Here is a 26255-nt window from a genome sequence, read left to right as displayed (position 1 = left end):
TTGCCGATCCTCCCGACCGAGCCACGGCGGCGCGCGACACTGATCGCCGCCGCCGTGGCCGTCGTCTGCGCCGGGGCGGTGGCGTTCGTCGCCCTCGGCCCGCTGTCGGCGGCGCCCACGCCGACCCCGACACGGTCCGTCGCCGCGAGCGCGACCCCGACCCCCACGGCGACACCGGGCCCGACGCGCTCCGCGGGCCCGACCGACGCGGTCGACGCGCCCGCGAGCACCACCGTCGCGGCCGTCCGCGGCGACTCGGTGCCGGTCAGCAGCACGCCCGGTGGCGCCGCCACGAGCACCCTGTCGAACCCGCAGCAGTCCGGCGCACCACTCGTCTTCCGTGTGGTCGACCAGCAGGACGGCTGGTCGCAGGTGCAGCTCGCACAGCGCCCGAACGGCAGCACCGGATGGGTCCCGACGAGCGCGGTCACCCTCTCCGAGGACCCGTACGCCATCGTGGTCACCCGCGCGGACAACACGCTCGACCTGTACAAGGACGGCAAGGTCGTCGACAGCTACCCGGTGGCCACCGGCACCGGTGGTACCCCGTCACCGACCGGCCGGTTCGCCCTGACCGAGCTGCTCGCCCCGACGAACAGCGGCTACGGCCCGTACGCGTACGGCACGACGGCGTTCTCGGACGTCCTCAACTCGTTCGGCGGCGGCCCGGGCCAGATCGGCCTGCACGGCACCGACGACAGCTCGAGCATCGGGACCGCCGCATCGCACGGGTGCATCCGCATGCACAACGCCGACATCACCGCGTTGGCCGAGCTCCTGCCGCTCGGCACCCCGTTCCAGGTGCGCTGAGCGCGATCCCGCGCACGGAGCGGGTCTGCCGCGGCCCACGTCCGGACGGGAGGCACGGCGTGCGCCCGGCAGTGGGCGCGACCGTCTCAGGTGGTGACGTCCAGGGCCTCGGCGACCAGTGCCTCCAGGACGGTGCGCACCACGGGGCGGACCGCACGGTCGGGGCGGACCAGCGCCTCGATCCGGCGCCCCGCGCGCACGTCGGCCAGCTCGGCCAGGTGGAACCGGCCGGACGCCCGGGTGCCCGAGGTGTACCGCGGCACGAGTGCGACGCCGTGGCCTGCGGCGACCAGGTTCTCGATGACGGGCAGGTGGATCGTCCGGAAGGCGACGCTCGGTGGGGCGTCCGACGCCGCCGCCATCGCCTGCAGGACCCGGTCGATCGGGTAGCCCTCGGGCACGCCGATCCAGGTCTCGCCGACGACCTCGTCGATCCCGACCCGCTCGCGACCGGCGAGCCGGTGCCCCGGCGGTACCGCGACGTCGAGCGGTTCGCGCAGGAGGGGCACGGTCTCCACCGATCCCTGGTCCGCTGGCCGCACGCCGTCGGACCGGTGCCCGACGGCGATGTCGTGGTCGGCGGCGAGGGGTGCGAACTCCCCCTCGCTGACGTCCACGTCGACCAGCGTCAGCTCGATGCCGGGGTGCGCGCGCATCCGGGTGAGGACCCCGGGCAGCAGCAGTTCGGCTGCCGACGGGAAGATCGCGAGGTCGACGCGTCCCGTCGCCCCGCCCAGGTGCTCCTGCCAGGCGGCGTCGACCCGGGCGATCGCCGTGGCGACGCCGGTGGACAGGCCGGCGAGCACCTCGCCGTGGGCGGTGAGCCGGACGCCGCGACCCACCCGCTCGACGAGTGGGACACCCACCTGCCGCTGCAACGTCTGCAGCTGCTGCGACACCGCGCTGGGGGTCCGGTGGGTGGCCTCGGCGACCGCCGTGACGCTGCCGCGCTCGGCGAGTTCGCGGAGGACGGCGAGCAGCTGCACGTCGAAGTCGACCATGCAGGGAGGCTACAACGTCGGTTGCGAACAATTCGCTGGTCCTACACGTTCGGAGCGGTCACGATCGGAGCATGACCGCTCGTGACCGCCTCCTCGCCCTGGTCGTCGCCGTCGTCTGGGGCCTCAACTTCCCCGCGACCGCGCTCGCCCTCGAGCACTTCCCGCCGTTCCTGCTCGCGGCCCTGCGGTTCACGATCCTGGCGGTCCCGACGCTGCTGTTCGTGCCGCGGCCGAGGATCCCGTTCGGGCGGCTGCTGCTCGTCGGGTTCGGGCTCGGGGTGCTGCAGTTCTCGTTCCTGTACCTGAGCATGGCGTCGGGGATGCCGTCCGGGCTCGCGTCGCTCGTGCTGCAGGCCTCGGCACCGTTCACCGTGGTGCTCGCCGGCGTGTTCCTGCGCGAACGGCTCACCGGACGCCAGGTCGTCGGCGTGACGATCGCGGTCGCCGCCCTCGGCCTGATCGCCCTGCACCGGTCGCAGACGGCGGCGCTGCTGCCGGTGGTGCTGGCGCTCTGCGGCGCGCTCGGGTGGGCGATCGGCAACGTGGCGACCCGACGAGCAGGAGCCGCGAACCCGCTGCACCTGACGCTCTGGTGGTCGGTCGTGCCGCCGATCCCGATGGCCGTGCTGTCCTTCGTGGTCGAGGGGCCGGACCGCATCGGCGCCGCACTCGGCACGGCCTTCACCGCCGAGGCACTGCCAGCCGACCTCGGCCTGCTCTACATCGTGCTGGTCGCAACCCTGGTCGGCTACGGCATCTGGTCGCGACTGATGGCGACCTACCCGTCGAGCACCGTCGCGCCGTTCTCGATGCTCGTGCCGGTCGTCGGCGTGCTGGCGTCGTGGGCAGCCTTCGGCGAGGTGCCCGACCTGGTGGAGGTGCTCGCCGGCGCCGTCGTGGTCGGAGCGGTGCTGTGGTCGTCGCGACCGGCACGCGCGTCGGGTCCGTCGCACTCGTCGGGTCCGTCGCACTCGTCGCCTTCCGCGGTCCCCGTGCAGACGCCGATCGACGGAGTCCCGGTGCCGGTGCTCAGCCCCGGTGCTGGCGACGCTCCGCGATGATCCCGGCGAGCGCACCGCGCAGGTGCGGGTAGCGGAACTCGTAACCCGCCTGGGTCAACCGCGTCGGCACCACCCACCGGCTCTTGAGCACCAGTTCGGTCTCGGTGCGGATCGCGAAGGACCCGACCTCGAGCATCCACCGCGGCGTCGGCAGTCCGAACCGGCGGCCCACGGCGTCGCGGATCGTCGCCATCACGGTGCGGTTGTCGGACGGGTTCGGGCTCGACACGTTCACCGGCCCCTCGAGTTCAGGGTGGTCGCGGACGAACCGGATCGAGCCGAGGACGTCGGCGATGTGCACCCAGCTGAACCGCTGTCGGCCGCGGGTCGGCCGGTGGTGGTGATATGTCCCCGCCCGCAGTCGGGAACGCGTCGGCACCCACGGGCCGTCGTACTGCGGGCCGCCGAGCCCCGTCTGCGCCAGCCGGATGAGCGGCACGAGGGCGCTGCCGTCACCGAAGACGATCGCCATCCGGAGTGCCACCCGACGGGTCGACGGCAGGTCGGCGCCGAAGAGGGCGTCCTCCCACGCGCGCGCCACCGAGACCGAGAACCCCTCGCCGAGCTCGCCGGTCAGTTCGTCCTGTGGTCGGTCGTCGGCGTGCCGGTAGATCGTCGCGGTCGAGGCGTTCAGCCACAGCGGCGGCGGGTGCTCGGCGGTGCGGATGGCCTCGGCGAGCTCGAGCGTGGTGTCCACCCGGGAGCGCATGATCTCGGCGCGGTTGCGTCGTCCGTAGCGGCAGTTGACGCTCTTGCCCGCCATGTTCACGACGAGGGCTGCACCGTCGACGAGCTCGCGGATGCGCAGGGTGTTGCCCCACACCGCATCGCCGGTCCGGCCGACCGTGACGACCTGGTAGCCCTCCTCGGTGAAGGCCTCCCGCAGGTACTGCCCCACGAACCCGCTCGCTCCCGCGATCACGACGCGGCCCTTCTGGTCGCTCATCTCATCCCCGTCCTGTGTCCGGCGCGATCTCGTACCGGAACGCCCCCTCGTACCGGTACAGCGTGCCGAGCACCGGCGCCGTGAGCACCAGGGACACGCGCTGGAGGTCGGCTTCGTCATCGAATCGTTCCTTCAGCGTCACACGCGGTGCGATGCGGGCCGGGAGGCGCACCTCGCGTCCCAGCGCGCGGAACGTCACGCGCGTGGAGACCAGGCGCAGGGCGCCCGCGTCCGGCCCGTGCGCGTCGACCTCCGCCCGGAGCCGGGCGCTGACGCGCCCGTGGCGACCGAGGTGGTCGACCAGGCCGTCCGGTTCGGCGGTGATGGCGTCCACCATCGTGCGGCTGCCGGAGCGGAACCGGAAGGTGCGGTGCGCGCGGACCGCGGGGCGGGCCTCCAGACCGTTCCCGGGTCCACGACGGACGCGAGCCGGCCGGTTCTCGATCGTGAACGGGACGTCCCGTTCCCAGACCGGGAACATGACGGAGTCGCGGGCGAACCAGGCGAGCAGCGGCCAGAGCCACCGGCGAGGCGTGCCGACGACGTCGAACACCCCTTCACCGCGGCCGACGTGACCGGGCGGGATCGCACCGAAGTACGTCGACAGCCGCGGGTGCAACCGGGCCAGCACCTTGGACGGTGTGGACAGCTCGTAGGGCGACCGGGTCACGTGCCGATCCTGGCATGTCGTCGGTGCGGATCCCTACGATGTCGGACATGGGACACGACCACGGGCACGACGTCGGGCACGCGTCCGAGCGCGCACTGCTCATCGCGTTCTGCATCTCGGCGACGATCCTGCTGGCCGAGGTCGTCGGTGCCGTCGTCACGGGCTCCCTCGCGCTGCTGGTCGATGCCGGGCACATGGTCGTCGACACCGGTGGGCTCGGCATCGGACTCGTCGCGACGCGGCTCGCCCGCCGCAGTCCGACGACGCAGCGCACGTGGGGCTTCCAACGTGCCGAGGTGCTCGGTGCCACGGCCCAGGCGGCGATCCTGCTCGCGGTCGGCGTCTTCGTGATCATCTCGGCGGTCCAGCGGCTGTTCGTCCCCGCCGAGATCCACTCGGGGCCGCTGCTCGTGTTCGGGATCATCGGACTCGTCGGCAACCTGGTGGCCTACGGCGTGCTGCTGCGGGCCTCGGGCGAGGGCTTCACCTCGCGCGCCGCCCGGCTCGAGGTCCTCAACGACACCCTCGGCTCGGTCGCCGTCATCGCCGCCGCGGTCGTCCTCATGCTGACCGGGTGGGAGCGTGCCGACTCGGTCGCCGCCATCCTCATCGGCCTGCTCATCCTGCCGCGGGCGATCCGGCTGTTGCGCGAGACCGCGAACGTGCTGCTCGAGTCCACGCCGCCGGGGCTGGACCTCGACGACGTGCGGGGCCACATCCTCGAGCTCGAGCACGTCATCGCGGTGCACGACCTGCACGCGACCCTGGTGGCGACGGGCGTCCCGAACCTGACCGCCCACGTGGTGGTGGACGACGAGTGCTTCTCGACGGCGCACGCTCCGCGGATCCTCGACGAGCTGCAGCAGTGCGTGGCGGAGCACTTCGACGTCCCCGTGGAGCACTCGACCTTCCAGCTGGAGCCCGCGTCGCACCGGCGGCACGAGCACGAGGTGCACGCGTAGGGTCGCGGCGCGCGGGCGTTGCGCCTGTCGACCTGGAACGACATCGTCGACGTCGTACGACATCGGCTTCGTCGTTCGTTGCACGCGCGGGCGATTGCCGACGCACGGTTGCGACATGCTCGACGTCGCACGACATCGGCTTCGTCGTTCGTTGCACGCGCGGGCGATTGCCGACGCACGGTTGCGACATGCTCGACGTCGTACGACATCGAGCGTGTCGTTCGGGATCGATGCCCGCCCGCGCCCGCGTCAGCAGTCGTCGGTGCGCGTCGGGTACGCCGTGATGACGCGGTCGGTGGTGGCCGAGACGATAACCTTCACGAACGGGTCCTCGTCGGGGCGCGAGCCGTCGTCGAACCGCACCGGCGCCGCGTAGCAGACCTTCCCGTCGCCGGCGTCGACCGGGAACCCGTCGCGCGACGAGACCAGCGCCGTCTGCACGGCCGTGAGCATCGCGTCGTCCCAGTCGCGCGAGCCGTGGCCCGCGACGACCCCCTGCCAGTCGGCGGTGTGCCGCTGCCGGATGTGCTCGTAGCCCTGCGCCGACGTGCCGCACTGCAGGGTGACCCGGCCGAGCGCCGCGGTGTCGTACTGGGCGACGGCCGCCTGGGTCGTGGAGTCGCACCGTGCGAGGGCGGCGTCACCAGGGAGGTCCGGCCCGGTGCGGGTGATCGTGACGGTGCCGTCACCGGGGGCGGTCGCAGCGTCGGTCGGCATCCCGGAGCTCGATCCGGCGCCGATGGTCGGGTCGTCCGCGCCCTGCCGCGCCGTCAGGAACAGCCCGCCGGCGAGGAGACCGGCAGCCACCACGGCCGCGATCCCCGTGACGACGGGACGGTTGTGGTTCTGGGGCACGCGCCCAGTATGCCGGGAGTGCGTCGCGGACGACGGAACCTGGTTCCGGACACGACACCGCGCGATCGCGTGGTGCGGTGTCCGGAACCAGGTTCCGGGGACAGGACGGTCGGACGGGAGGCCCGCCCCGCGTCAGGCGCGCGCGGCCAGTCGGGTGCCGGCGATGACGGCCAGGACGGCGACGAGCACCACGTACCCGATCAGGACGGGCAGGGTCGGGATCACCAGGAGCGCCGCGCCGACGGCCACGACCGGCACCGTCAGCCCGGCGTAGGCGATGAGGAAGGTCGCCGCGAGCACCCCGCCCCGACGCTCGGGACCGACCAGGGCTCCGGCACTCGCGATGCTGGCCCGGAAGAGCAGCCCGACCCCGGCGCCCGCCACCACGCCACCGCCGATGAACCCGGCGACCTGCAGCAGGACCGCGGCGACCGCCAGTACCGCCAGGCCGCCGACGAGGAGCACCATGCCGAGCCGGATCTGCGCGCGCTGCGACAGACGGGCGAAGACGATCTGCGACACGGCGCTCGCGGCGAACACCCCGAAGGTCGTCGCACCGGCCGCCAGTCGGTCGGTGACGTGGAACGTGGTGCCGAGGAACGTCGGGGCGACCGAGGTGAAGAGCCCCTGGACCGCGAGGGCCGCGAACGCCGCGGCACCGGCTGCCCAGAACGCCGCGGCCTTGCCCTCCGGCGCCTGCATGCGCTGCGGGCGGTAGGCCACGCGGGTCTCGGGCCGGGCGACGGTCTCCGGGACGACGAGGACGAGCACGAAGGCCACGGCCAGGGCGACGACGAACACGACGTACGGCACCATGAGCGGCGCTCCGACGAACTCGGCCAGTGCACCACCGACGAGGGCGCCGAGCGACAGCCCGCCGAGGTTGACGGCGCCCGCTGCCACGCTCGCGCCCTTCGCCGAGTCGGATGAACCGGTCGCACGGACCCGCAGCTCCCCGAGGTGGGCGGTCGCCGTGGCGGTGAGCGTGCCGACGCCGAGACCGGTCACGAGACGCGCGACGATCAGGCCGGTGACGTCGTTCCAGACCAGGAACAGCACGGCGGCGACGAGTTCGAGCGCGATCGACACCAGGATGAGCGGCTTCCGCCCGTGCACGTCGCTGAGGTGTCCTGCCAGGTAGAGGGACCCGACGACCCCGACGCCGTACGCGGCGAAGATGATCGTGGTGGTGAACGTCGGGAAGCCGTCGCGTGCCTGGTAGATGACGTAGAGCGGTGCGGGGACGGTCGCGAAGGCCATCACCGACAGGAACGCGAAGGCGACGGCCCAGAAGCCGAAGCCGTGGCGCCGACGGGTGTGCGCGCGACGGCCGCGCGGGGCCGGGACACGCTCGCTCGCGGGAGCGGTGGCGGTGTCGGTGGCGGGGAGAGCGCCCGTCGGGGTGTCGGTCACGGTTGACATGCTCCGATGATCGCGCGGCTCGACCATCGAGTCCAACGGATGCTCTTGATGTCAGCAATCGATCGGATCGATGATGAGTGCATGGAGACCCGCCTGCTCGAACAGTTCGTGACCGTCGCCGCCGAGGGCAGTGTGACCCGTGCGGCCGAGCGGCTCTGGGCGGCGCAGTCCACGGTGTCGGCGGGGATCGCGTCGCTCGAGCGGACGTTCGGCGTCCGGCTGTTCGACCGCACCGGGCGGCACCTCGTGCTGACGACCGCCGGCGAGGACCTGCTCCCCCACGCCCGCGCCGTGCTGGAGTCGCTCGACCGGATGCGTGACCTGGCGACCGTGGATGACGCCGACCTGCGCGGACGGGTGCGACTGGGCATCTTCACGAGCATGGACATCGTCGACCTGACCGGCGTGCTGCAGCGGTTCCGGCGGCGGCACCCGCTCGTCACCGTGGAGCTCATGACCTCGCCGTCCGGGACGACCGGGCTCGTGCAGGACCTCGTCGCCGGGCGGCTCGACCTCGCGTACACGGGCCTGCCGACGGTGCCCGCCGGGGTGGTGGTCGAACCGCTGCGCGAGATGCCGTTCCGGGTCTTCACGGCATCGGACCACCCGCTGGCCGGGCGGCACTCGGTGTCACTCGCCGAACTCGCGGACGAACCCTTCGTCGACACCGCGCACGGGTTCGGCAACCGGATCATCCTGGACGGCGCACTCGAACGACTCGGGATCCGTCGGCGGATCGTCGCCGAGATGAACGACATGCCCGCGGTGATCCGGTTCGCCTCGGCGGGGCTGGGCGTCGGGGTCGTGCCGGACTCCGGGGTGCGGCACGACGGAGCGGTCCTGGAACTCGAGGACACGGTCGAACCGCTCCGCATCGGCCTGGCGATCCGCACGAGTCCGGAGCCGAACCGCGCGGTGCGCACGCTGGCGCGCGACCTCGTCGCTGCGCGCGTCGTGTGACGCGGCGCCGGCGGGTGAGACCCACCGACGGACTGGAGGCACGGCGCGGGTCCGCCGCGTACCTCCAGGCCGTCAGTCCCCCCAGATCGTCGCGATGAGCGCGGGCAGGAGCCCGTCGGTCGGGACGTTGGTCTGCTCGATGGTGATCCAGGTGTCACCTCGGGCGAAGTACGTGTACGCCTTCTCCGCGCCGTAGGGCTCCACGATCCCGCGGGACTGGCAGAACGTCCCGCCGTCGCGTTCGGTGCACGTCCCCCCGCCGTCGTGCGCCGGGAACTCGTCGATCTCCTGCTGGATGGTGGCCTCGGTGGCGGTCCCGGCCCGGACCTCGATCCCCGAGACGTCCGCGCGCGGATCACGCCACGTGCAGGAGACCTTCGACTCGACGCCTGCCGGGTCCTGGCCGTCGGGGACCCGATCGGTTCCCGACGGCGGGTCGGCCTGCGTCAACGGAGCGTCGCCGAAGAACCGGCTGTAGTCCTCTGCCGAGACGAGCGCGCGACAGTCCGTCGGGATCGTCGCCACGGCCACCGGGGCGCTCGGGGTGGACGTCGGGGTCGGTGCGCCGGTGATCGGCGCGGAGGACGGGGTCGTCGCGGTGGGTGACGGCTCGGGCGCCTGCGTCCGGGTGGGCGCAGCGACCGGAGTGTCCTGCTGCGAGAGCGTCAGGGCGACGGCTCCGGTCGCGGTGCCCACGGCCAGGAGCGCGACGACACCGATGACGATGCCGGATCGGCCACGACCCCGCCTCGTCCGCGGGGTGGCGCGCTCGAGGACGTTCTGCTTCATCGAGACGAGCATGCGCTGCAGGTCGTCTCCCTCGGGAGGTTCAGTGTTCATCGTGCGTCACCACCTTCTTGAGTCGGCGCCGGCTGCGGGAGACCCGCTGCGTGACCGCCCCGACGCTGAGGCCGAGCATCTCGGCGGCCTCGGCGTAGGAGTAGCCCTCGAGCAGGCAGAGCTCGCAGATACGACGGTCGGTCTCGGGGAGCGCGGCGATCTCGTCACGCACCCACCGCAGGAGCTCCCGCGCTTCGTCCTGGTCGGTCGGTGCGGCGAGGTGCTCGGGCAGCTCGTCCGCCCGCCGCCGGGCCTGCTTGCGGCCGGTGTTGAACGCGTGGTTGCGGCAGACGACGAGCAGCCACGGCAGCACGGTGTCCGCGGGGAGTTCGAGCGTCGCCGCGCGCTGCCAGAGGGTCAGGAACGAGTCCTGCACGATCTCCTCGACGTCCGACCGGTCGTCGACGAGTGCCCAGGCGTACCGGGTGAGCGTGGCCGCGTAGCGGTCGAACACCCGTGCGAGCGCACCGGTGTCCCCCTGCGCGATCGCACGGACGAGTCCTTCGTCCGTGTCGGTGCCGGTCGTCACGTCCACATCCCACCTCCTTCACTCAGAGGTGTCGGCGGGACGCGCGATCCTGACAGGACCGTGGCGGAAACGGGATCTCGGGCGTGTCCGGACAGCGATCCGCGTGACGGCGCCCGCCGTGGATCAGTGGAAGTCGTCGCCCTCGCCCTCGCCCTCGCCGGGCGCCTTGTGCCCGCCGAGCATGTCGTTGTCGTCCTGGTCGCTCGTCGAGGCGAGCTGGAGCATCGCGAGCACGACGACCACCACGATGAACGCGACGCCGAGGAAGATCACGGCCAGCTGCAGTTCCCGCGTCGAGAACAGCACGACGAGCCCGGTGAACACCGCGATGATCGCGGAGATCCCGAGGAGCTCGACCGGGCGCAGACGGTCACGACGGCTGGGGGTGGTCATGCGTGTGGTGCTCCGTCCGGGGCGACGGCCGGCGTGGCCGTGCCCCACTTGTGCGAGAGGCCGGCGATCACGTGGAAGACCGCCGTGATGGCGAGGTAGGCGCCGAGCAGGCCGACCAGGACGATCGAGGCGTCGAGGGTGCCGGTGACCTGTTCCACGCCACCGAGCTGCTGCGAGTAGTCCGGCGGGGTGACGAGGAACGCGACCGCGAGCAGCAGGGTGAGCGCACCGATCGTGGTCCAGTCGCGCGCGAAGGGGGAACGTCGACGGGCACGCAGCCCCTGTGCCAGCTCGAGCGCCCCGGTCAGCACGGCGAAGGCCACGATGATCGAGATGAACGCCGGCAGCCCGAGGCCGTTGCCGGCGAAGCCCGCCACCGCGGCGAGCAGGGTGATGACCGCCTGCAGCAGCGTCGTGCGGCGTGACCGTCCGTCCAGCGGGAGACGCGCGACGCCGGCCCACAGGAGCACGAGACCCTCGACCAGCGCGAAGCCGGCGAACAGCAGGAGGCCGTAGCCGGCGGCGTGGTTCGTCGAGAAGGTGATGACGAGCGCGACGACCGCGGCGGGGACGGCCCGGAGGATCGGGATCGGCCAGTACCGCGCGCGTTGGGTCGCCTCGTTCACGGTGGTGGCGTCGTCCACGGTGTCGGACACGGGACCTCTTTCAGGCATGCGGATCGTGAGATCGATCCTACCGCCGCGGTGAGAGCCGACCGACCGCCGTGGGTCCGGCAGCACTGAGGATGCTCGAATGCCCGGTCGGGGCGGCGCCGGCCGAGCGACGCCACCCCACCGCCGGGTCAGGCCCGCCGCTGGTCGTCCGACACCGCCGACCGCCGTGCGCGCCGACGAGCGAGCCACCAGCAGGTCGACCCGGCCGCGACGACCACCCCGGCGAGCGCGGCGAGCAGCCCGAGGTCCTCGACGCCGGTGTAGGCGAGGGCACCCTGCACGGCCCGCGGCCCGGCGTCGGGAGCGGGTCCGCGGGCGTCCCGGTCGCCGTCGTCACCGGCGTCATCGTCGGGCGCATCCGGCACCGACGCCTCGACGTCGTCCGGACCGGGAGCCGGAGACGGGGACGGGCTCGGTACCGGGCCCTCGTCCTCCTGCTCCACGACGATCGCGACCTCCGTCGACGGGTCGCCGCCGTCCGGGTCCGTCGGGGAGGTCGCCGTGGCCACGTTCACCACGTCGGACCCGTCCCCCTGGTAGTCCGGATCGAGCACGGCACGGAGCCGGAAGTCGTGGGTCTCCCCCACCGCGAGTGCGACCTCGGACCGGCAGGTCACCCGCTGCCCCTCGGCGGTGCAGCCGTCGTCGGACCCGACGAACCGCATCGCCGCGGGCAGGTCGTCCACCGCTCCGACCTGCTGGGCGACCGAGGGGCCACGGTTCCGTGCGGTCACGGTGTACTCGACCTCGTCACCGGGCGCGACGGTGGACGGCGACACCGTCTTGTCCGTCTCGACGTGGGCGGCCGCGGCGACCGTGGTGCTCGCTCGCGAGGTGTTGTCGGACTCGTCCGTGTCGGACAGCGACGTCGGTGGCGCGATGGTCGCGACGCTCTCGAGCGGCCCCTCGACCCCGTCGGCGATCCGTCCCTCGATCGTCACCACCGCGGACCCGCCGCGGGGCAGGTCCAGGTCGGTCGCCACGTCGCCCTGCCCGGATGCGGTGGCGCAACCGGAGCCCGACGCCGGTTCACAGGTCCACGTGGCGTCCTGGATGCCGTCGGGGACGTCCACCTGCAGTGGGCTGGGGTCGGCGGCGTTCGGACCGGGGTTCCGCGCCGTGACGGTGTAGCGGACGGGTGCCCCGGCGACCGCGGTGGCGGGCAGGTCGTGCTCGACGGACAGGTCGGCGGGCTTCCACACCCTGAGGGCGTCGACCTCGTGGTTGTCCACGTGACTGCCCGTCGCGCCGGCGAACCCGAGGCGGAGGGTGCTCGGCAGCGGCGTCTGGTCGTCCCCGTGCAGGGGGACGGAGTCGAGCACGGTGCGCATCGTCGAGCCCACCTGCAGCCGGACGGTCATCGAGAGTTCGCCGGCGTCGCCCGGCAGCAGCGTGATGCGGACCTTCCGCGGCGTCGATCCGTTCGTCACCGTGCCGCCGGGTGCGGGAGCCCCGGCGACGTACCGGTAGCCCTCGATCCCGTTGCCGGACCCGCGCACGACGACGTGGTCCGGCTGGGCTCCCGGCCCGGACGCGTTGATGCGCGACGAGAAGTTGCCGTAGTGGTCGATCGCGATCCCGGCGAACCCACCGGGGACACCGGGCAGGTCGCACAGTCGCCCACCGCCCTCGGTGGACTCCTTGCGGCAGGCGTACCCGAGCCCGGCGCCGAACGACCCCACGCCCTGCGCAGCCGCGCCGTCGGCGAGGTAGAGGAGCAGGCCGTCGGCCCCGGGGTCGTCCTTCGCGGTGTGCATCGCGTAGGTGAACTCGATCTCGAGTCCGGTGTCGGAGGGGAAGGTGTCGTTCGTCGACCAGGCGCCGGCCTGGTTGCGGACGTCCTCGGTCAGGCGCAGCCGTCCGCCGGCGACGGTGGCGTCACCGTGCAGGGCTCCGCCGGACGCGCTGGAGAACTGGTTGACGTACGGGAAGTCGAGTGCCGCCGCGCTCGACCCCGCGGGCAGGATCGTCGGGGCCGCGAGGACGGCGAGCGCGGTCAGTGCGGTGCACGCCGCTGCGAGGCGGCGGGCCACCCGCGGCCGGGTCGGACGTGGGACGGGTGCTGGAGCAGTGGGTTCTGTCATGCCCCGATCGTCGCGATCCGGACGTCACCGGACGGCGGACCGGAGCCGATCTGTGGAACGCCGCCCCGGGCCTCCTGGCTGTGGAGGAAGGACCACCTGAGCCGGACTGCTCAGGCCAGCCACACCGTCGTCTCGCCCGGCAGGACGCTCGGCAGGACACCGGCCGCGTCACCGAGCGGACCGGACGCGACCACGACCTCCCCCGACGGCATCGGCACCGGTGTCGACCCGAGGTTCGTGACCGACCGCCACCCGTCGTGCCGGGCGAAGGCCACGACGCCGTCGCCGGACTCCAACCAGGTGAGCTCCTCGTCCCGCTGCAACCGTCGCCGGGCCGCGAGCGCTGCGCGGTACAGGGTCAGGGTCGACGATGGGTCGCCGTCCTCCGCCTCGACCGACGACGCTCCGAAGTCGGCGGGCTGCGGCAGCAGCGGCGCGACGTCGCCGAAGCCGAACGACGGCCCGGAGGTCGTCCACGGGATCGGCACACGGCACCCGTCCCGGCCCTTCACGGTGTGTCCGGAGCGCAGCCACTTCGGGTCCTGCAGCCGGTCACGCGGGATGGCGGCGGCTTCGTGCAGGCCGAGCTCCTCACCCTGGTAGACGTACGACGACCCCGGAAGGGCGAGCATCAGCAGGGTCGCGGCGCGGGCTCGGCGCAGTCCCCGCTCCCGGTCGAGCTCCGGCTTGGTCCCTTCCGTCAGCAGCCACGCATCGGTGTCGGTGCCGTCCGGCAGGCCGTAGCGGCTGGCGTGCCGCACGACGTCGTGGTTCGACAGCACCCAGGTGCTCGAGGCGCCGGACTGCTCGGACGCCGCCAGGTTCCGCTCGATGATGCTCCGGAAGGCGGGTGCCTCGAACGGCGCCTCGAGCAGGTCGAAGTTGAACGCCTGTCCGAGTTCGGTGGGACGGGCGTACAGGACGCGTCGCGGTGCAGGCGCCCAGGCCTCGGCGACCGCGGCCCGGGGCGGGTCGTACTCGTCGAGCACGGTGCGCCAGGACGCGAAGACCTCGTGCACCTCGTCGCGGTCGTACAGCGGGTCGGAACCGTCGAGCGGCAGCGCGTGCTCGTTCGATGCGCGGTACGGCGTCGACAGGTCCTTCGCCAGGCCGTGTGCGACGTCGACCCGGAACCCGTCGACCCCGCGGTCCGACCAGAAGCGCAGCGTGTCCTCGAAGTCGGCGCGGACCTCGGGGTTCGACCAGTCCAGGTCGGGCTGCTCGGGCGCGAAGAGGTGCAGGTACCACTGGCCGTCGGGGACCCTCGTCCAGGCGCTCCCGCCGAAGTTCGACACCCAGTCGCTCGGCGGCAACGCTCCGGAGGGACCGCTCCCGTCGCGGAACACGTACCGCGCCCGTTCCGCCGACCCCGGCGCGGAGGCGAGTGCCGCCCGGAACCACTCGTGCTCGTCCGAGGTGTGGTTCGGCACGATGTCCACGATCACCCGGAGGTCGTGCTCGTGCGCTGACCGGAGCAGGGCGTCCAGGTCCTCGAGCGAACCGAGTCGCGGGTCGACCGCCCGGTAGTCGGCCACGTCGTACCCGCCGTCGGCGAGGGGCGACGGGAAGAACGGGGAGAGCCAGAGGGCGTCGACACCGAGGGACGCCAGGTACGGCACACGGCTCGTGATGCCCGCGACGTCACCCAGGCCGTCGGCGTTCGAGTCCGCGAAGCTGCGTGGGTAGACCTGGTAGACGACGGCGTCGCGCCACCAGTCCGGGTTCGTCGTGCGGGGCGTGCTGGCCGGCGTCCGAAGCGTGCTCACGTCGCCACCGTACCCAGCGGAGCGGACACCGGGCACGGATCGGGAATGGCTGACGACGTGACAGCATTGGTTGTCGCTGACACCTTTCCGCCCCAGTACAACGTCCAGAACGAGAAGGATCACCATGACGAACGTCCTCGCACTCGTCGGCAGCCTGCGCGCCGACTCCATCAACCGCAAGCTCGCCGAGGCCGCGGCCCACCACGCGCCGGAGGGCATCGAGGTCACCACGTTCGACGGCATCGTCGACCTGCCGTTCTACAACGAGGACATCGACGGCGACACCCCGCCCGCCGCGGCCGTCGCCTTCCGTGACGCGATCGCCGCCGCGGACGCCGTCCTGCTCGTCACCCCCGAGTACAACGGCACGATCCCGGCCGTGCTGAAGAACGCCCTCGACTGGGCATCGCGTCCGTTCGGCGCCTCGCCGCTGTCAGGCAAGCCGCTCGCCGCCATCGGTTCGGCGTTCGGCCAGTACGGCGGCGTGTGGGCCCACGACGACGCCCGCAAGGTCGCCGGCATCGCCGGTGCGAAGGTCCTGGAGGACGTCAAGGTCGCGATCCCGCAGTCGGTCGTCCGCTTCGCGGAGACCCACCCGCGCGAGGACGCCGAGGTCACCACGCTCGTCCAGGGCGCACTGACCGCGCTCGCCGACGCGTCGACGGAGCAGGCCGCCGCGTAGTCGACCGGGGTGCGGTCGGCCGTGCGGTCGACCGCACCCACAGGAAGTCGCTAGACAGCCTCCATACGAGACGGACTAGCCTGTGCCAATGGCAACGCAGGAGATCACCGAGCCGTCCGGGTACTGGTTCCCCGACGACGACGCGACCCAGCGCGGGGTCGCCGTGCTCAACGCGCTGCGCCGCTACCGGGCCGCCGAGACCGCCATGCGCCGACGCACCCGTGACTCGATGGGCATGGGCGAGACCGACCTGCTCGCCGTGCGCTTCCTGCTGCAGTCGCAGCGCTCGGGCCGCAGCGTGAGCCCGAAGGACCTCGCCGCCTACCTCAAGATCTCGTCGGCCTCGACCACGATCCTGATCGACCGGCTGGTGAAGTCGAACCACGTGCGCCGTGATCCGCACCCCACGGACCGTCGTGCACTCGTGATCACCCCGACGACCGAGACCGACGACGAGGTCCGCGCGACCCTCGGCATCATGCACCGCCGGATGATGTCCATCGCCGAGGGGCTCCCAGCGTCCGAGGCCCGCATCGTCGCGTCGTTCCTCGAGCAGATGCGCGGCGCCGTCGACCAGGTCGACCCGGCCCCAGCGCACTGAGCCGCACCCCCGGGGGACAGCGCGGTTCCGTGCGCACTGAGAGTGGACTCGGCCGCGGCGCGTAGACCGGAGTGGTCACCGACGCGAAAGGAGCCACCACCATGCACGCTTCGGACAAGATGGCCAAGAACCTCCAGGCGGTCCTCGTGGACCTCATCGACCTGCACCTCCAGGGCAAGCAGGCCCACTGGAACATCCTCGGCACGAACTTCCGCGACCTGCACCTGCAGCTCGACGAGATCGTCGACGCCGCACGCGAGTTCGCCGACGACACCGCTGAGCGCATGCGCGCCCTGTACGCCGTGCCGGACGGACGCTCGAGCACGGTCGCGGCGTCGAGCCACCTCGACCAGTTCCCCGACGGCGAGATCACGACCCACGACGCCATCGACCAGGTGACGCTCCGCCTCTACCAGGCGACCGGCACCATGCGCGACGTCCACGACGAGGTCGACGAGGAGGACCCGACGACCGCGGACCTGCTCCACGGCTTCATCGAGCGCCTCGAGCAGCTCGCGTGGATGGTCTCCGCCGAGAACCGCGCGCCGAGCACGCCGCTGGCCTCCGCCACGACGCCTGCCGTCGCCGACGCCTCGGCGCACGCCTAGGGGACCGAGTGGACCTCGGCATCCAGGGCAAGACCGCGCTCGTCTTCGGTGCCGACTCCGGCATCGGCTGGAACACGGCTCGCATCCTCCTGGCGGAGGGTGCGACCGTGGTCGTGAGCGACATCGACCAGGCGCAGCTCGACAACAGCGCCGACCAGCTCGAAGCGCCGCTCGGCAAGCTGCACGCGTTCGCGGCCGACGTCACGAGCGCTGCGAGCTTGGCGGACCTGCACGGCAAGGTGCGGGACGCCGTGGGTGCGATCGACATCCTCGTGCAGTCCTCGGGCGTCACCGGCGCCCAGGGGCTGTTCCACGAGATCGACGAGCAGGGCTGGGCCGACACCATCGACGTCGACCTGATGGGCCCCGTCCGCATCACGCGCGAGTTCATCGGCGACCTGCGGCAGGGCGGTTGGGGCCGGATCGTGTACCTGGTGTCCGAGGACGCCTCGCAGCCCTACGACGACGAACTGCCCTACTGCGCCGCGAAGGCCGGGGTCCTGTCGTTCGCGAAGGGCCTGTCGCGCACCTACGCGCGGGAGGGCGTGCTCGTGAACACCGTCAGCCCAGCGTTCATCCACACGCCCATGACGGACGCAATGATGAACAAGCGCGCCAAGGAGACGAACCAGAGCTTCGACGACGCGATCACCAGCTTCCTCGACGAGGAGCGCCCCTACATGGAGCTGAAGCGCCGCGGCGAGCCGGAAGAGGTCGCGAACGTCATCGCGTTCCTCTGCTCCGACCTCGCGAGCTTCGTGAACGGCTCCAACTACCGGGTCGACTCCGGCTCGGTCGCCACGATCTGACCCGGGAGGCACCGTGACCGACTACCGATACCTCATCATCGGCGGCGGGATGGTCGCCGACGCCGCCGCCCGCGGTGTCCGCGAGCTCGACGCCGACGGCACGATCGGCATCCTCAGCGAGGACGTCGACCGGCCCTACGCCCGCCCGGCCCTGTCGAAGAAGCTGTGGACCGATCCGGACTTCAGCTGGGACGAGAAGGTCGACCTGCACACCGAGGAGACGGGGGCGTCCTTCGTCCTCGGCACCGCGGTGACGGGGATCGACCGTGCCGCGAAGACCGTGACCACGGCCGACGGTCAGACCCACGGGTACGAGCGTCTGCTCATCGCCACGGGCGGCAAGCCCCGTGGGCTGCCCGGTCTTGCACCCTCGGACCGTGTGCTCGACTACCGCAGCGCCGACGACTACCGGAAGCTCCGCGAGCTCGCCGACGCCGGGGCGCACGTGGTCGTGGTGGGCGGCGGCTACATCGGCCAGGAGATCACCGCCGGGGTCGTGCAGAACGGCGCCCGCGTCACCCTGGTCGACCCGGACGAGGTCGTGGGCGGACGGATGTTCCCGGACGACCTCGCGCGCGCTTTCCAGCAGCGCTTCGTCGACGCCGGCGTCGACCTGCGACTCGGCCGCCGGGTCGAGTCCGGCACCCAGACGCCGGACGGTGTGCGTCTCACCCTCGACGACGGTTCCGTCCTCGAGGCGGATGCGGTCGTCGCCGGCCTCGGCATCGAGCCCGCCACGCAGCTCGCCGCCGACGCCGGCCTGACCGTGCGCGACGGCATCGTCGTCTCGTCGACGCTGCTGACCGACGACGAATCGGTCTTCGCCGCCGGTGACGTCGCCGAGTACCCGGACCGGATCCTCGGGACCCGACGGGTCGAGCACGTCGACAACGCGCAGCAGCAGGGTCGGCAAGCCGGCCGGAACCTCGCGGACGCCGACGAGACCTACGACCACACGCCGATGTTCTACTCCGACGTCTTCGACATGGGGTACGAGGCGATGGGGCAGGTCTCCACCAAGCTCCGCACCGTCGAGGACTGGCAGGACCCCACGGTCACCGGCGTCGTCTACTACCTGGACGACGACGACCTGGTCCGCGGCGTGCTGCTCTGGAACGTCTGGGACAAGACCGACGAGGCCCGCAAGGTCCTCGCCGAGGCCCACGCGCTGACGCCCGACATGCTGCCGGGCCGCATCACGGCCTGACCGGCGCGCTGGTCGCCGTGGACGCGACCGACGGGAGGCCCGGTGCCGGTTCGCGGAACCGGCACCGGGCCTCCAGTCCGTTGCGTGCAGTGCCCGGCGTCAGCGGGTCGTGTCGGCTTCGGGCGCGACCGCGTCGACGACCGCCTTGCGGTCGGTGGGGTCGACCGGCAGGTCGTCACCGTCGGCCATGGCGACCGCGTGGGCGGACTTGGCCGCCTCGAGCGTCTCGTCGTCGTTCTTCGCCATGCCGACCAGCTCGACGAAACGCGACTTGACGAGCATCCACGCCTCGCTCGGGCTCAGTCGCGACAGGTCGGACGCCGTCGAGTCGTCGCGCACGCGCTGCAGCGAACCGACTCCGCGGTCCGGCAGGCGGTGGTCGACGTGCGCGACCGCCAGCCGGGCGACCGCGTCGGCCTGGGCGTGCATCACCGAGTGGGCGCCGTCGACGACCTCGCGCAGCACGGCGTACGGGAACACCCGCGCGAGCCGCCGGATCCAGTCCCGCGGGACCATCGCGTCGTGCTCGCCACGGACGATGAGCGTGCGTGCCTGCACGTGGGCGGCACGTTCCTCGATCGGGAACGCGATCATCCGCGGCAGCACCTTCGAGAACCAGTGCCAGCCGCACAGCGCGTACGCGGTGATGCCGTGCCACCGGACCGCCGACGGCTCGTGCAGCGTCGACCGCAGGAACCGGAACGCGGACTGCCGGACCGTGCGCGCGTGCGAGTCCACGACGGGGCTGATGAGCACGAGGTCCGAGATCTCCGGGTGACGCGCCGCGACCTCGGTCACGACCTGGGTGCCCATCGAGTGGCCGACCAGGACCGGGTCGACCAGCCCGAGGTCGTCGATGACCTTCTCGACGGCGTCGGCGTACCGCTCGATCGACACCTTCCCCCGGAACCGCGGAACGCCCGCGAAGCCGGGCAGGTCGAGTGCGTGCACCGGGCCGTTCTCGTTGAGGTGCGGGGCGAGTCGCTCGTAGTAGGTGGCCGCGATGCCGAGGCCGGCGACGAGCAGGAACGCCCGCTCCCCCGGCTCCCCGATCGAACTCACGCGGACGTAGGTACCGTCCACCGCGACCCGGTCCACCTCGACGGTGACGTCGGCGTCCTCCGCCTTCGCGAGTTCGCCTCCCGGGTCCGGGGTCGCTGCCGTGCGCTCGTCGTCCACGTGGGTCTCCTCCGGTCGGGCGAGCGCCCACGATACCTGCGGACCCCGACGCTGCGTGCGCTCCCGGCCGGTCAGCCGCTGAACGTGTTCGCGGGGAAGCCGTGCACCCGGGTCGGCACCGCGAGGATCGCCCCCGAGGACGGATGCTGCTCGAGCTGCTCCTCGGTGAGGTTCTCCCGCGCCGAGGCGACGAACAGGGTCGACATGTCCGGGCCGCCGAAGGCCACCGACGTCACGTTCGGGGTCGGCAGCTCCACGGTCTCGAGGTGCGACCCGTCCGGGCCGTACCGCTCCACCCGGCCGCCGCCGTAGATCGCGCTCCAGGAGCAGCCCTCGTCGTCGCGGACCAGACCGTCGTGCGCGTTGCCGACGACGAACGGTTCGAGCTCGCCGAGTTCCCCGTCAGGACCGTAGGAACCGCGGTAGATCGTCGACGCGCTCGTGTCGGTGACGTACATCACCGTGCCGTCGTCCGACCACTCGAAGCCGTTCGTCACGCCGAAGCCGCCACGGAGCAGCCGCGTCGTGCCGTCGGCCTCGACCGAGTAGAGCGCACCGTCGGGCTCCCCGGTCGTCAGGTTCATGCTGCCGACCAGGAACCGGCCGAACGGGTCGCACTTGCCCTCGTTGAAGCGGAGACCGGCGGTGGCGTGCTCGACGCGGGTGAGTTCACGCTCGATCGCCCCGTGCTCGTCGGTCACGACGACGGTGTCGCCGAGGGCTGCGACGAACCCACCGGACGCCCGCGGCTGGAAGCTCGCGAGCGGCGGCGGGAGCGGGACGGTCGACACGACGGTGCCGTCAGCCCGCGCGGTGACGAGGGTGCCGAGGGTGATGTCGGTCCACCGGAGCAGCTGCGCCAACGGGTCCCACACGATGCTCTCGGCGAGGACCGCCCGGGTGTCGGAGAAGACGGTCGCGGGTCCGGTCGTCACACTGGTGCTCATCGGACCGGTCTACCGGCGTCGGCTCCGTGCCCCCTCAGCCGGGGCCACCTCGCCCGGCACGTCAGAGGCGGGCGTACCGCGCGCGGAAGAAGCTGTAGACGCCGAAGGCGAGGAACCCGATGCCGATCGCGACCAGGACGAACACGCCGCCGGGCATCGAGCGCACCGCGTCGAACGCCGCGTCGAGGCCCGTCGCCTGGTCGGGGTCGCTCCGCAGTCCGGCCACGCCGATGAGCACGCCGACGATGACCACGGCGATGCCCTTGCCGACGTACCCGACGACCCCGAGCACGGTGACGACGCGGTCGAGCTGGCCCGACGGTCGCGTGATCTGCTTGCGGAACGACCGGCGGCAACCGATCACCACGAGCCCGATGCCGACCGCGACCGCGATCGCGCCGGCGAGGAGCAGCACGAACACCCCGCCGGGCGTCGCGAGGGTCTTCGCCGCGGCACTCTGCGACGAGCTGCTGGAACTCGACCCGGCGCCGAGGGCGTACGAGGCCGACGAGTACGCGATGATCCCGTAGACCACGGCCTTCGCGACGTCCTTGAGCCGGGCGAGCCAGCCCCGGGTGGTGTCCGAACGACCGCCGACGATCGCCTCGACGACCAGACGCACGGTGAGTGCGGCCGTGCCGATCGCGATCAGCCAGAGCAGGAACACCCCACCGGGGACCGCGGCGATCTGCTGCAGCGCCCCGGACTGGTCGGTCTCACCGCCGGAGGACGCGTTGCCGATGCCCAGCAGGATCGCGAGGTAGCCGATCAGCAGGTGGACGATGCCGCTGCCGACGAATCCGGCGCGAGCGGTCAGCTCGAACCAGCGGCTGTCCGCCGCTCGTCGGACCTGTCGTCCGGTCTCCTGTGCTGCGTGCTCTGCTGTGTCGCTCATCCGGTCAAGCGTGCCCGACGCGGGCCGGTCTGTCCGGGCCGCGCCGGGCAGTGGGGCCGACCCGCCGCCGGACGGGAGGCGCGGGGCGGGCCGCACCCGCGCCTCCCGTCCGACGGGCGCCCGCGTCTCAGTCCCCCTTCACGTTGACGACCTGGCGCAGCGTGTGCCGGATCGACACGAGCTCCGACGCGTCCGCCATGACCTGGTCGATCGGCTTGTACGCGCCGGGGATCTCGTCGAGGAACGCGTCGGTGTCGCGGTACTCGATGCCGACCATCGCCTCGCGCAGCTGCTCGTGGGTGAAGGTCCGCCGGGCCGCGCTCCGCGAGAACAGCCGACCCGCACCGTGCGGGGACGACTCGAGCGAGGGCTTGTTGCCGAGCCCCTCGACCACGTACGACGCGGTGCCCATCGACCCGGGGATCAGGCCGGGCTGACCGGCCTTCGCCTGGATCGCACCCTTCCGCGACACCCACACCGACTTCCCCCAGTGCGTCTCACGCTGCGTGAAGTTGTGGTGGCAGTTGATCCGCTCCTGCTCGTCGACGGGGGTGCCGACGGCCTCGGACAGCTGCCGCACGACGCGGTCCATCATCTCCTCACGGTTGAGCAGCGCGAAGTGCTGGGCCCACCGCAGCTCGGCGATGTACCGGTCGAACTCCGGCGTGCCCTCGACCAGGTACGCCAGGTCGGGGTCCGCCAGCTGGATCCACCACCGCTCCATCAGCCGCTTGGCGACCGTGATGTGGCGCTGCGCGATCTTGTTGCCGACGCCCCGCGACCCGGAGTGCAGGAAGAGCCAGACCCGGTCCTCCTCGTCGAGGGAGACCTCGATGAAGTGGTTCCCGGAGCCGAGCGTGCCGAGCTGGTTCCGCCAGCCACCGTGCACCTGCGTGGGGTCGAACCCGGCGGTCTCGGCCATGGCCTCGAGCTCGGCGATCCGCGGCGCGGCGGTCGCGACGATCTTCCGGTTCGACGCACCCGCCGACAGCGGGATCGCGCGCTCGATCTGCTCGCGCAGGCCCTGCAGGTCGGCGGGCAGGTCGGCGACGGTGAACTGGGTCCGGACCGCGATCATGCCGCAGCCGATGTCCACCCCGACGGCAGCCGGCATGACCGCTCCGAGCGTCGGGATGACGGAGCCGACGGTGGCGCCGAGGCCGAGGTGGGCGTCCGGCATCAGGGCCAGGTGAGGGAACACGAACGGCATGCGCGCGGTCGTGCGGGCCTGCTGCTCGGTGTTGTCCTCGAGCATCGAGGCCCAGCTGAGCAATCGGTCGTTGATCTTCTTCATGGTGTCGTCTCGCTTTCGTGACGGTCGAGGTGACGGTCCGAGACGGTCGCACGCCGCGCCTCCTGGTCGTCGCCGGACGTGGCGGACGGACGGGAGGAAGCGGTGATGACGAACGCCCCGGGCCGGGTGGGCACGGGGCGTCGTGGGACGTCGCGTGCCTACGCGGGATAGCGGAGGGACCGCTGCTGCTGCTGTTCGGGCAGCACGGCGATCGCGTCGAGCTGGAGCTCGACGCGTTCCTCGTTGTGCAGCACGGCGCGCATGCGCGGTCCTTCCGGTGTGCCCGGGGCGGGCGGTCCTGCCGACGGCGTTGGTGCCGCGGGCGTTCCTGCCGATGGGCAGGAGAGCGACAGTAGTGCGACACGCCCGGGATGCGCAACTCACCCGGGTGTGTCGCGACTCGTGCACAGCCACAGCGGGGTACGTCCGCCTGATGGTCGCGCCTCGGGCCCGGGCAGGCTGGGTGCATGACGGAGCGCACCGAAGACACCCTCGACGCGGTCGACACCCACGCACGCACCGACGGGTACGCCCCGCTCCGCACCTACGGAGCGATCGGGGACGGCCGGACCGTCGCGCTCATCGCCCGCGACGGGCAGATCGACTGGCTGCCCATCCCCTCGATGGACTCACCGCCCGTGTTCGCGAGCATCCTCGACGCCGAGCACGGCGGTCACGTGGCGCTCCGCCCGGTGGACCGGTCGGCCGAGGTCACCCGCGAGTACCTGCCGGGGACCAACGTCCTCGTCACCACGTGGACGACCTCGTCCGGGCAGGCCACCGTGACGGACGCGATGGTCACCGGCGTCGCCGGCCGCCTGCCGTGGGCCGAGGTCGCGCGCTGCGTCCAGGCGGTCAGCGGCTCCGTGGAGTTCGAGTGGGCGGTGGTGCCCGGCACCCTGCTGGGTACCGCCGAGCCGAAGCGCCTCGACACCGCGAACGGCGCCGTCATCGGCATCGACGGCATCACGATCGCCATCGTCGAGCAGGGGTTCCACCCGGCGCACGACGACGGCCCGCGCTTCTCCGGCCGGTTCACCGCTGACGAGGGCTCGAAGCACATCCTGACCATCGTCGGCACGCACGACGAGCCGATCTTCATGCCGCGGCCGGAGAGCGCGCTCGCCGCGATGGACCGGACGATCGCCAACTGGGCGACCTGGTCCGAGGAGTTCTCCTACGACGGCCCCTGGGCCGAAGCGGTGCAGCGGAGCGCCCTCGCCCTGAAGCTGCTCATCTTCTCGCCGACCGGCGCGATCGCGGCGGCACCGACCACGAGCCTGCCCGAAGACCAGACGGGCGGCAAGAACTGGGACTACCGCTTCGCCTGGGTGCGCGACCTGTCGTACACCGTGCACGCCCTGACCCGGTTCGGCCTGCGCGAGGAGACCCACGCGGCGGTGTCGTGGGTGATGCGCACCATCGCCGAGCACGACGAGGACATGCCGATCTTCTACGAGCTCGACGGCACGAAGAGCGACGACGTCGAGGAGCGCGACGTCCCCGGGTGGAACGGCATCGGTCCGGTCACGGTGGGCAACCGGGCCGGCGACCAGCTGCAGCTCGGGGTCTGGGGCGACGTCTTCGAGATCCTGCGCCAGTACGTGGCCGCCGGCAACGTCCTCGACCGGAAGACCGCCGCGGTCCTGCAGCAGCTCGCCGACGACGCCTGTCACCGCTGGGAGGAACCGGACTCCGGCATGTGGGAGCTCGAGGACACCCAGCATTACGTCACGAGCAAGATCGGCTGCTGGCAGGCACTCGACGCCGCCGTGGAACTCCACGACGCCGGCATGATCGACGGCCCCCGCGACAAGTGGATCGAGAACCGCGAACTCATCGAGCAGTGGGTCGCCGAGCACGGGTGGGACGAGGAACGCGGCCACTACGTGATGTACCCGGGCTCGGACGCGCTCGACACGTCGATCCTGCTGCACGCGATGAGTGCCTTCGACCGCGGACCGCGCATGGCCTCGACCATCCGGGCGATCGAGAAGCACCTGCAGCGTGGTCCGCTGGTGTACCGCTACTCCGGCATCGAGGACGAGGAATCGCCGTTCGTCGCCTGCTCGTTCTGGCTCGCGGCCGCGATGGCCTGCACCGGCCGGATCGACGACGCGCGGACGCTGATGGACGACATGGTCGGCCAGGCGAACGACGTCGGGCTGTTCAGCGAGATGATCAGCGAGAACGGAGCGTTCATGGGGAACATCCCGCAGGGACTGTCCCACCTGGCGCTCATCCAGGCAGCGCTGACGATCGAGGAGCTGACTGGCGAGGACGACCACTCGGCGTGATCATGGAGGGGTCATGAACGACGTCGATGCGCGGATGGACCGGCTCAGGAGGGCCGCCCGGTACCGCTACCAGCAGCTGGTCGACAGCGAGATCGAGCGGGGGTCGCTCGATCCGGACGAGGTGCGCGAGGAACGCCGGCTGCTGAAGGCCGCCGACGTCGCAGCGCATGCGCGGGCACAGATCGAGGAGGCCGAGCGCCGAGGCGTCTTCGAGGGCAACCCGTACCACGGCAAGCCGCTGCCCGGGAACGACGGGCAGCACGACCCGGACTGGTGGATCCGCTCCAAGATCGAACGCGAGGACATCCGCGGCATCGCACCGCCCGCACTCGCGCTCCGCACCGAGGACGCGGAGCTCGACGATGCCCTCGACGCGCTGTCCACGGAGGCCGACGTGCGCGATGTCCTCGTGGACTTCAACGCCCGGGTGAAGGAAGCCCGACGCCAACTGCTCGGTGGGCCGCCGGTCGTGACGCCGCTGCGGGACGTCGACGACGAGGTGACCGCGTGGCGGGAGCGACGGGAGGCCCGTCTCGCCGCTGCCGCAGCGGCTGCGGCTGCACTGGTGGCCGGGTCTGACGACCGACCTCGCCGGTGGTGGCGCCGCCGTCGCTGAACGTGACGAAGGGCCGTCCCGGTTGTCCGGGGCGGCCCTTCGCGTGGTGGTGCGTGGGGGTGTTACTTGATCTGTGCGGTGATGGTGGCGGTGCCGACGAGGAGGCCGCGCTTGACGGCGTCGGTGCCGAAGGTCTTGTTCAGCAGG

General features: G+C 72.0%; 26 protein-coding genes. 11 read left to right on the top strand and 15 right to left on the bottom strand.

Features of this window, described 5'->3' with window-relative positions:
• Positions 1 to 810: a L,D-transpeptidase family protein gene (locus tag ACVKXF_RS15720; protein WP_456796295.1), complete on the top strand. Its 810-nt coding sequence runs from the start codon at positions 1 to 3 to the stop codon at positions 808 to 810.
• Between the two features lie 86 nt (positions 811 to 896).
• On the opposite strand, the gene ACVKXF_RS15715 is transcribed toward ACVKXF_RS15720, so the two are convergent.
• A complete protein-coding gene (locus tag ACVKXF_RS15715; RefSeq protein ID WP_123310680.1) occupies positions 897 to 1811 on the bottom strand; it encodes a LysR family transcriptional regulator in 915 nt (304 codons plus the stop codon).
• A gap of 71 nt (positions 1812 to 1882) precedes the next feature.
• Here ACVKXF_RS15715 and ACVKXF_RS15710 point away from each other — a divergent pair, with 71 nt between their 5' ends.
• Positions 1883 to 2872, top strand: coding sequence for an EamA family transporter (locus tag ACVKXF_RS15710; RefSeq protein WP_456796294.1), 990 nt, complete (start codon positions 1883 to 1885; stop codon positions 2870 to 2872).
• Here the strand turns inward: ACVKXF_RS15710 and ACVKXF_RS15705 are convergent.
• Together ACVKXF_RS15705 and ACVKXF_RS15700 are read right to left on the bottom strand one after the other, a co-directional pair.
• Positions 2841 to 3818 carry an epimerase gene (locus ACVKXF_RS15705; protein WP_456796293.1) on the bottom strand — a complete coding sequence of 326 codons (978 nt, stop codon included), beginning with the start codon at positions 3816 to 3818 and terminating at the stop codon, positions 2841 to 2843. The genes ACVKXF_RS15710 and ACVKXF_RS15705 overlap by 32 nt on opposite strands.
• A gap of 1 nt (position 3819) precedes the next feature.
• A complete protein-coding gene (locus tag ACVKXF_RS15700; RefSeq protein ID WP_456796292.1) occupies positions 3820 to 4488 on the bottom strand; it encodes a DUF4166 domain-containing protein in 669 nt (222 codons plus the stop codon).
• Between the two features lie 47 nt (positions 4489 to 4535).
• Between ACVKXF_RS15700 and ACVKXF_RS15695 the strand changes: the two genes are divergently transcribed.
• Positions 4536 to 5450 (top strand): cation diffusion facilitator family transporter, encoded by a 915-nt coding sequence (locus ACVKXF_RS15695; protein WP_456796291.1) that lies wholly within the window; start codon positions 4536 to 4538, stop codon positions 5448 to 5450.
• A gap of 249 nt (positions 5451 to 5699) precedes the next feature.
• Here the strand turns inward: ACVKXF_RS15695 and ACVKXF_RS15690 are convergent, their stop codons facing one another.
• The gene (locus ACVKXF_RS15690) at positions 5700 to 6305 is read right to left on the bottom strand and encodes a hypothetical protein (protein WP_456796290.1); all 606 of its coding nucleotides are present in this window, start codon (positions 6303 to 6305) and stop codon (positions 5700 to 5702) included.
• Between the two features lie 132 nt (positions 6306 to 6437).
• On the bottom strand, positions 6438 to 7727 hold the full coding sequence (locus tag ACVKXF_RS15685; protein WP_456796289.1) for an MFS transporter: 1290 nt from the start codon (positions 7725 to 7727) through the stop codon (positions 6438 to 6440).
• Positions 7728 to 7808: 81 nt separating this feature from the next.
• Between ACVKXF_RS15685 and ACVKXF_RS15680 the strand changes: the two genes are divergently transcribed.
• A complete protein-coding gene (locus ACVKXF_RS15680; protein ID WP_185021243.1) occupies positions 7809 to 8687 on the top strand; it encodes a LysR family transcriptional regulator in 879 nt (292 codons plus the stop codon).
• A gap of 72 nt (positions 8688 to 8759) precedes the next feature.
• Here the strand turns inward: ACVKXF_RS15680 and ACVKXF_RS15675 are convergent, their stop codons facing one another.
• The 6 genes from ACVKXF_RS15675 to ACVKXF_RS15650 form a co-directional block, all read right to left on the bottom strand.
• Positions 8760 to 9527 (bottom strand): hypothetical protein, encoded by a 768-nt coding sequence (locus tag ACVKXF_RS15675; RefSeq protein WP_456796288.1) that lies wholly within the window; start codon positions 9525 to 9527, stop codon positions 8760 to 8762.
• Complete coding sequence (locus ACVKXF_RS15670) at positions 9517 to 10056, bottom strand: RNA polymerase sigma factor (RefSeq protein ID WP_340195964.1); 540 nt, start codon at positions 10054 to 10056, stop codon at positions 9517 to 9519. The genes ACVKXF_RS15675 and ACVKXF_RS15670 overlap by 11 nt, the downstream gene beginning before the upstream one ends.
• A 123-nt stretch (positions 10057 to 10179) precedes the next feature.
• Positions 10180 to 10449, bottom strand: a complete 270-nt coding sequence (locus tag ACVKXF_RS15665; protein ID WP_456796287.1) for a hypothetical protein — start codon at positions 10447 to 10449, stop codon at positions 10180 to 10182.
• The gene (locus tag ACVKXF_RS15660; protein ID WP_456796286.1) at positions 10446 to 11105 is read right to left on the bottom strand and encodes a DUF308 domain-containing protein; all 660 of its coding nucleotides are present in this window, start codon (positions 11103 to 11105) and stop codon (positions 10446 to 10448) included. The genes ACVKXF_RS15665 and ACVKXF_RS15660 overlap by 4 nt, the downstream gene beginning before the upstream one ends.
• 146 nt (positions 11106 to 11251) lie before the next feature.
• Entirely contained in the window at positions 11252 to 13207 is a 1956-nt protein-coding gene (locus ACVKXF_RS15655) for a hypothetical protein (protein WP_456796285.1), read from the bottom strand.
• 110 nt (positions 13208 to 13317) lie between these two features.
• Positions 13318 to 14973: a glycoside hydrolase family 13 protein gene (locus ACVKXF_RS15650; RefSeq protein WP_456796284.1), complete on the bottom strand. Its 1656-nt coding sequence runs from the start codon at positions 14971 to 14973 to the stop codon at positions 13318 to 13320.
• A gap of 124 nt (positions 14974 to 15097) precedes the next feature.
• On the opposite strand from ACVKXF_RS15650, the gene ACVKXF_RS15645 reads away from it, so the two are divergent.
• The 5 genes from ACVKXF_RS15645 (at position 15098) to ACVKXF_RS15625 (ending at position 18880) form a co-directional block, all read left to right on the top strand.
• A complete protein-coding gene (locus ACVKXF_RS15645) occupies positions 15098 to 15655 on the top strand; it encodes an NADPH-dependent FMN reductase (protein ID WP_123310704.1) in 558 nt (185 codons plus the stop codon).
• An 88-nt stretch (positions 15656 to 15743) separates the two neighbouring features.
• Positions 15744 to 16256 carry a MarR family winged helix-turn-helix transcriptional regulator gene (locus ACVKXF_RS15640; RefSeq protein ID WP_340195968.1) on the top strand — a complete coding sequence of 171 codons (513 nt, stop codon included), beginning with the start codon at positions 15744 to 15746 and terminating at the stop codon, positions 16254 to 16256.
• Positions 16257 to 16357: 101 nt separating this feature from the next.
• The gene (locus ACVKXF_RS15635) at positions 16358 to 16864 is read left to right on the top strand and encodes a Dps family protein (RefSeq protein ID WP_111086918.1); all 507 of its coding nucleotides are present in this window, start codon (positions 16358 to 16360) and stop codon (positions 16862 to 16864) included.
• An 8-nt stretch (positions 16865 to 16872) separates the two neighbouring features.
• Positions 16873 to 17673 carry an SDR family NAD(P)-dependent oxidoreductase gene (locus ACVKXF_RS15630; protein WP_123310708.1) on the top strand — a complete coding sequence of 267 codons (801 nt, stop codon included), beginning with the start codon at positions 16873 to 16875 and terminating at the stop codon, positions 17671 to 17673.
• Between the two features lie 13 nt (positions 17674 to 17686).
• On the top strand, positions 17687 to 18880 hold the full coding sequence (locus ACVKXF_RS15625) for an NAD(P)/FAD-dependent oxidoreductase (protein WP_456796283.1): 1194 nt from the start codon (positions 17687 to 17689) through the stop codon (positions 18878 to 18880).
• Between the two features lie 99 nt (positions 18881 to 18979).
• On the opposite strand, the gene ACVKXF_RS15620 is transcribed toward ACVKXF_RS15625, so the two are convergent.
• The 4 genes from ACVKXF_RS15620 to ACVKXF_RS15605 form a co-directional block, all read right to left on the bottom strand.
• Positions 18980 to 20059 carry an alpha/beta fold hydrolase gene (locus tag ACVKXF_RS15620; protein ID WP_456796282.1) on the bottom strand — a complete coding sequence of 360 codons (1080 nt, stop codon included), beginning with the start codon at positions 20057 to 20059 and terminating at the stop codon, positions 18980 to 18982.
• 71 nt (positions 20060 to 20130) lie between these two features.
• Positions 20131 to 21006 (bottom strand): SMP-30/gluconolactonase/LRE family protein, encoded by an 876-nt coding sequence (locus ACVKXF_RS15615; protein ID WP_456796281.1) that lies wholly within the window; start codon positions 21004 to 21006, stop codon positions 20131 to 20133.
• A 61-nt stretch (positions 21007 to 21067) separates the two neighbouring features.
• Positions 21068 to 21901 carry a DUF1206 domain-containing protein gene (locus ACVKXF_RS15610; RefSeq protein ID WP_123310716.1) on the bottom strand — a complete coding sequence of 278 codons (834 nt, stop codon included), beginning with the start codon at positions 21899 to 21901 and terminating at the stop codon, positions 21068 to 21070.
• Between the two features lie 127 nt (positions 21902 to 22028).
• The gene (locus tag ACVKXF_RS15605; protein WP_456796280.1) at positions 22029 to 23195 is read right to left on the bottom strand and encodes an RtcB family protein; all 1167 of its coding nucleotides are present in this window, start codon (positions 23193 to 23195) and stop codon (positions 22029 to 22031) included.
• 467 nt (positions 23196 to 23662) lie between these two features.
• Here ACVKXF_RS15605 and ACVKXF_RS15600 point away from each other — a divergent pair, with 467 nt between their 5' ends.
• Together ACVKXF_RS15600 and ACVKXF_RS15595 are read left to right on the top strand one after the other, a co-directional pair.
• On the top strand, positions 23663 to 25492 hold the full coding sequence (locus tag ACVKXF_RS15600; RefSeq protein WP_456796279.1) for a glycoside hydrolase family 15 protein: 1830 nt from the start codon (positions 23663 to 23665) through the stop codon (positions 25490 to 25492).
• A 13-nt stretch (positions 25493 to 25505) separates the two neighbouring features.
• Positions 25506 to 26108, top strand: coding sequence for a DnaJ family domain-containing protein (locus ACVKXF_RS15595; RefSeq protein WP_123310722.1), 603 nt, complete (start codon positions 25506 to 25508; stop codon positions 26106 to 26108).
• Positions 26109 to 26255 lie beyond the last annotated feature (147 nt).

The organism is Curtobacterium sp. PvP017 (assembly GCF_054060195.1).
The sequence above is the reverse complement of the archived record's forward strand: the minus strand, read 5'-3'. Positions and strand labels throughout refer to the sequence as shown.

Excerpts from the sequence above, each read along its gene's own strand:
- ACVKXF_RS15595 (WP_123310722.1), top strand. The coding sequence starts at position 25,506 with ATGAACGACGTCGATGCGCGGATGGACCGGCTCAGGAGGGCCGCCCGG.
- ACVKXF_RS15655 (WP_456796285.1), bottom strand. The coding sequence starts at position 13,207 with ATGACAGAACCCACTGCTCCAGCACCCGTCCCACGTCCGACCCGGCCG.
- ACVKXF_RS15600 (WP_456796279.1), top strand. The coding sequence starts at position 23,663 with ATGACGGAGCGCACCGAAGACACCCTCGACGCGGTCGACACCCACGCA.
- ACVKXF_RS15610 (WP_123310716.1), bottom strand. The coding sequence starts at position 21,901 with ATGAGCGACACAGCAGAGCACGCAGCACAGGAGACCGGACGACAGGTC.
- ACVKXF_RS15705 (WP_456796293.1), bottom strand. The coding sequence starts at position 3,818 with ATGAGCGACCAGAAGGGCCGCGTCGTGATCGCGGGAGCGAGCGGGTTC.
- ACVKXF_RS15715 (WP_123310680.1), bottom strand. The coding sequence starts at position 1,811 with ATGGTCGACTTCGACGTGCAGCTGCTCGCCGTCCTCCGCGAACTCGCC.
- ACVKXF_RS15685 (WP_456796289.1), bottom strand. The coding sequence starts at position 7,727 with ATGTCAACCGTGACCGACACCCCGACGGGCGCTCTCCCCGCCACCGAC.
- ACVKXF_RS15635 (WP_111086918.1), top strand. The coding sequence starts at position 16,358 with ATGCACGCTTCGGACAAGATGGCCAAGAACCTCCAGGCGGTCCTCGTG.
- ACVKXF_RS15640 (WP_340195968.1), top strand. The coding sequence starts at position 15,744 with ATGGCAACGCAGGAGATCACCGAGCCGTCCGGGTACTGGTTCCCCGAC.
- ACVKXF_RS15680 (WP_185021243.1), top strand. The coding sequence starts at position 7,809 with ATGGAGACCCGCCTGCTCGAACAGTTCGTGACCGTCGCCGCCGAGGGC.
- ACVKXF_RS15645 (WP_123310704.1), top strand. The coding sequence starts at position 15,098 with ATGACGAACGTCCTCGCACTCGTCGGCAGCCTGCGCGCCGACTCCATC.
- ACVKXF_RS15615 (WP_456796281.1), bottom strand. The coding sequence starts at position 21,006 with ATGAGCACCAGTGTGACGACCGGACCCGCGACCGTCTTCTCCGACACC.
- ACVKXF_RS15710 (WP_456796294.1), top strand. The coding sequence starts at position 1,883 with ATGACCGCTCGTGACCGCCTCCTCGCCCTGGTCGTCGCCGTCGTCTGG.
- ACVKXF_RS15605 (WP_456796280.1), bottom strand. The coding sequence starts at position 23,195 with ATGAAGAAGATCAACGACCGATTGCTCAGCTGGGCCTCGATGCTCGAG.
- ACVKXF_RS15695 (WP_456796291.1), top strand. The coding sequence starts at position 4,536 with ATGGGACACGACCACGGGCACGACGTCGGGCACGCGTCCGAGCGCGCA.
- ACVKXF_RS15675 (WP_456796288.1), bottom strand. The coding sequence starts at position 9,527 with ATGAACACTGAACCTCCCGAGGGAGACGACCTGCAGCGCATGCTCGTC.
- ACVKXF_RS15665 (WP_456796287.1), bottom strand. The coding sequence starts at position 10,449 with ATGACCACCCCCAGCCGTCGTGACCGTCTGCGCCCGGTCGAGCTCCTC.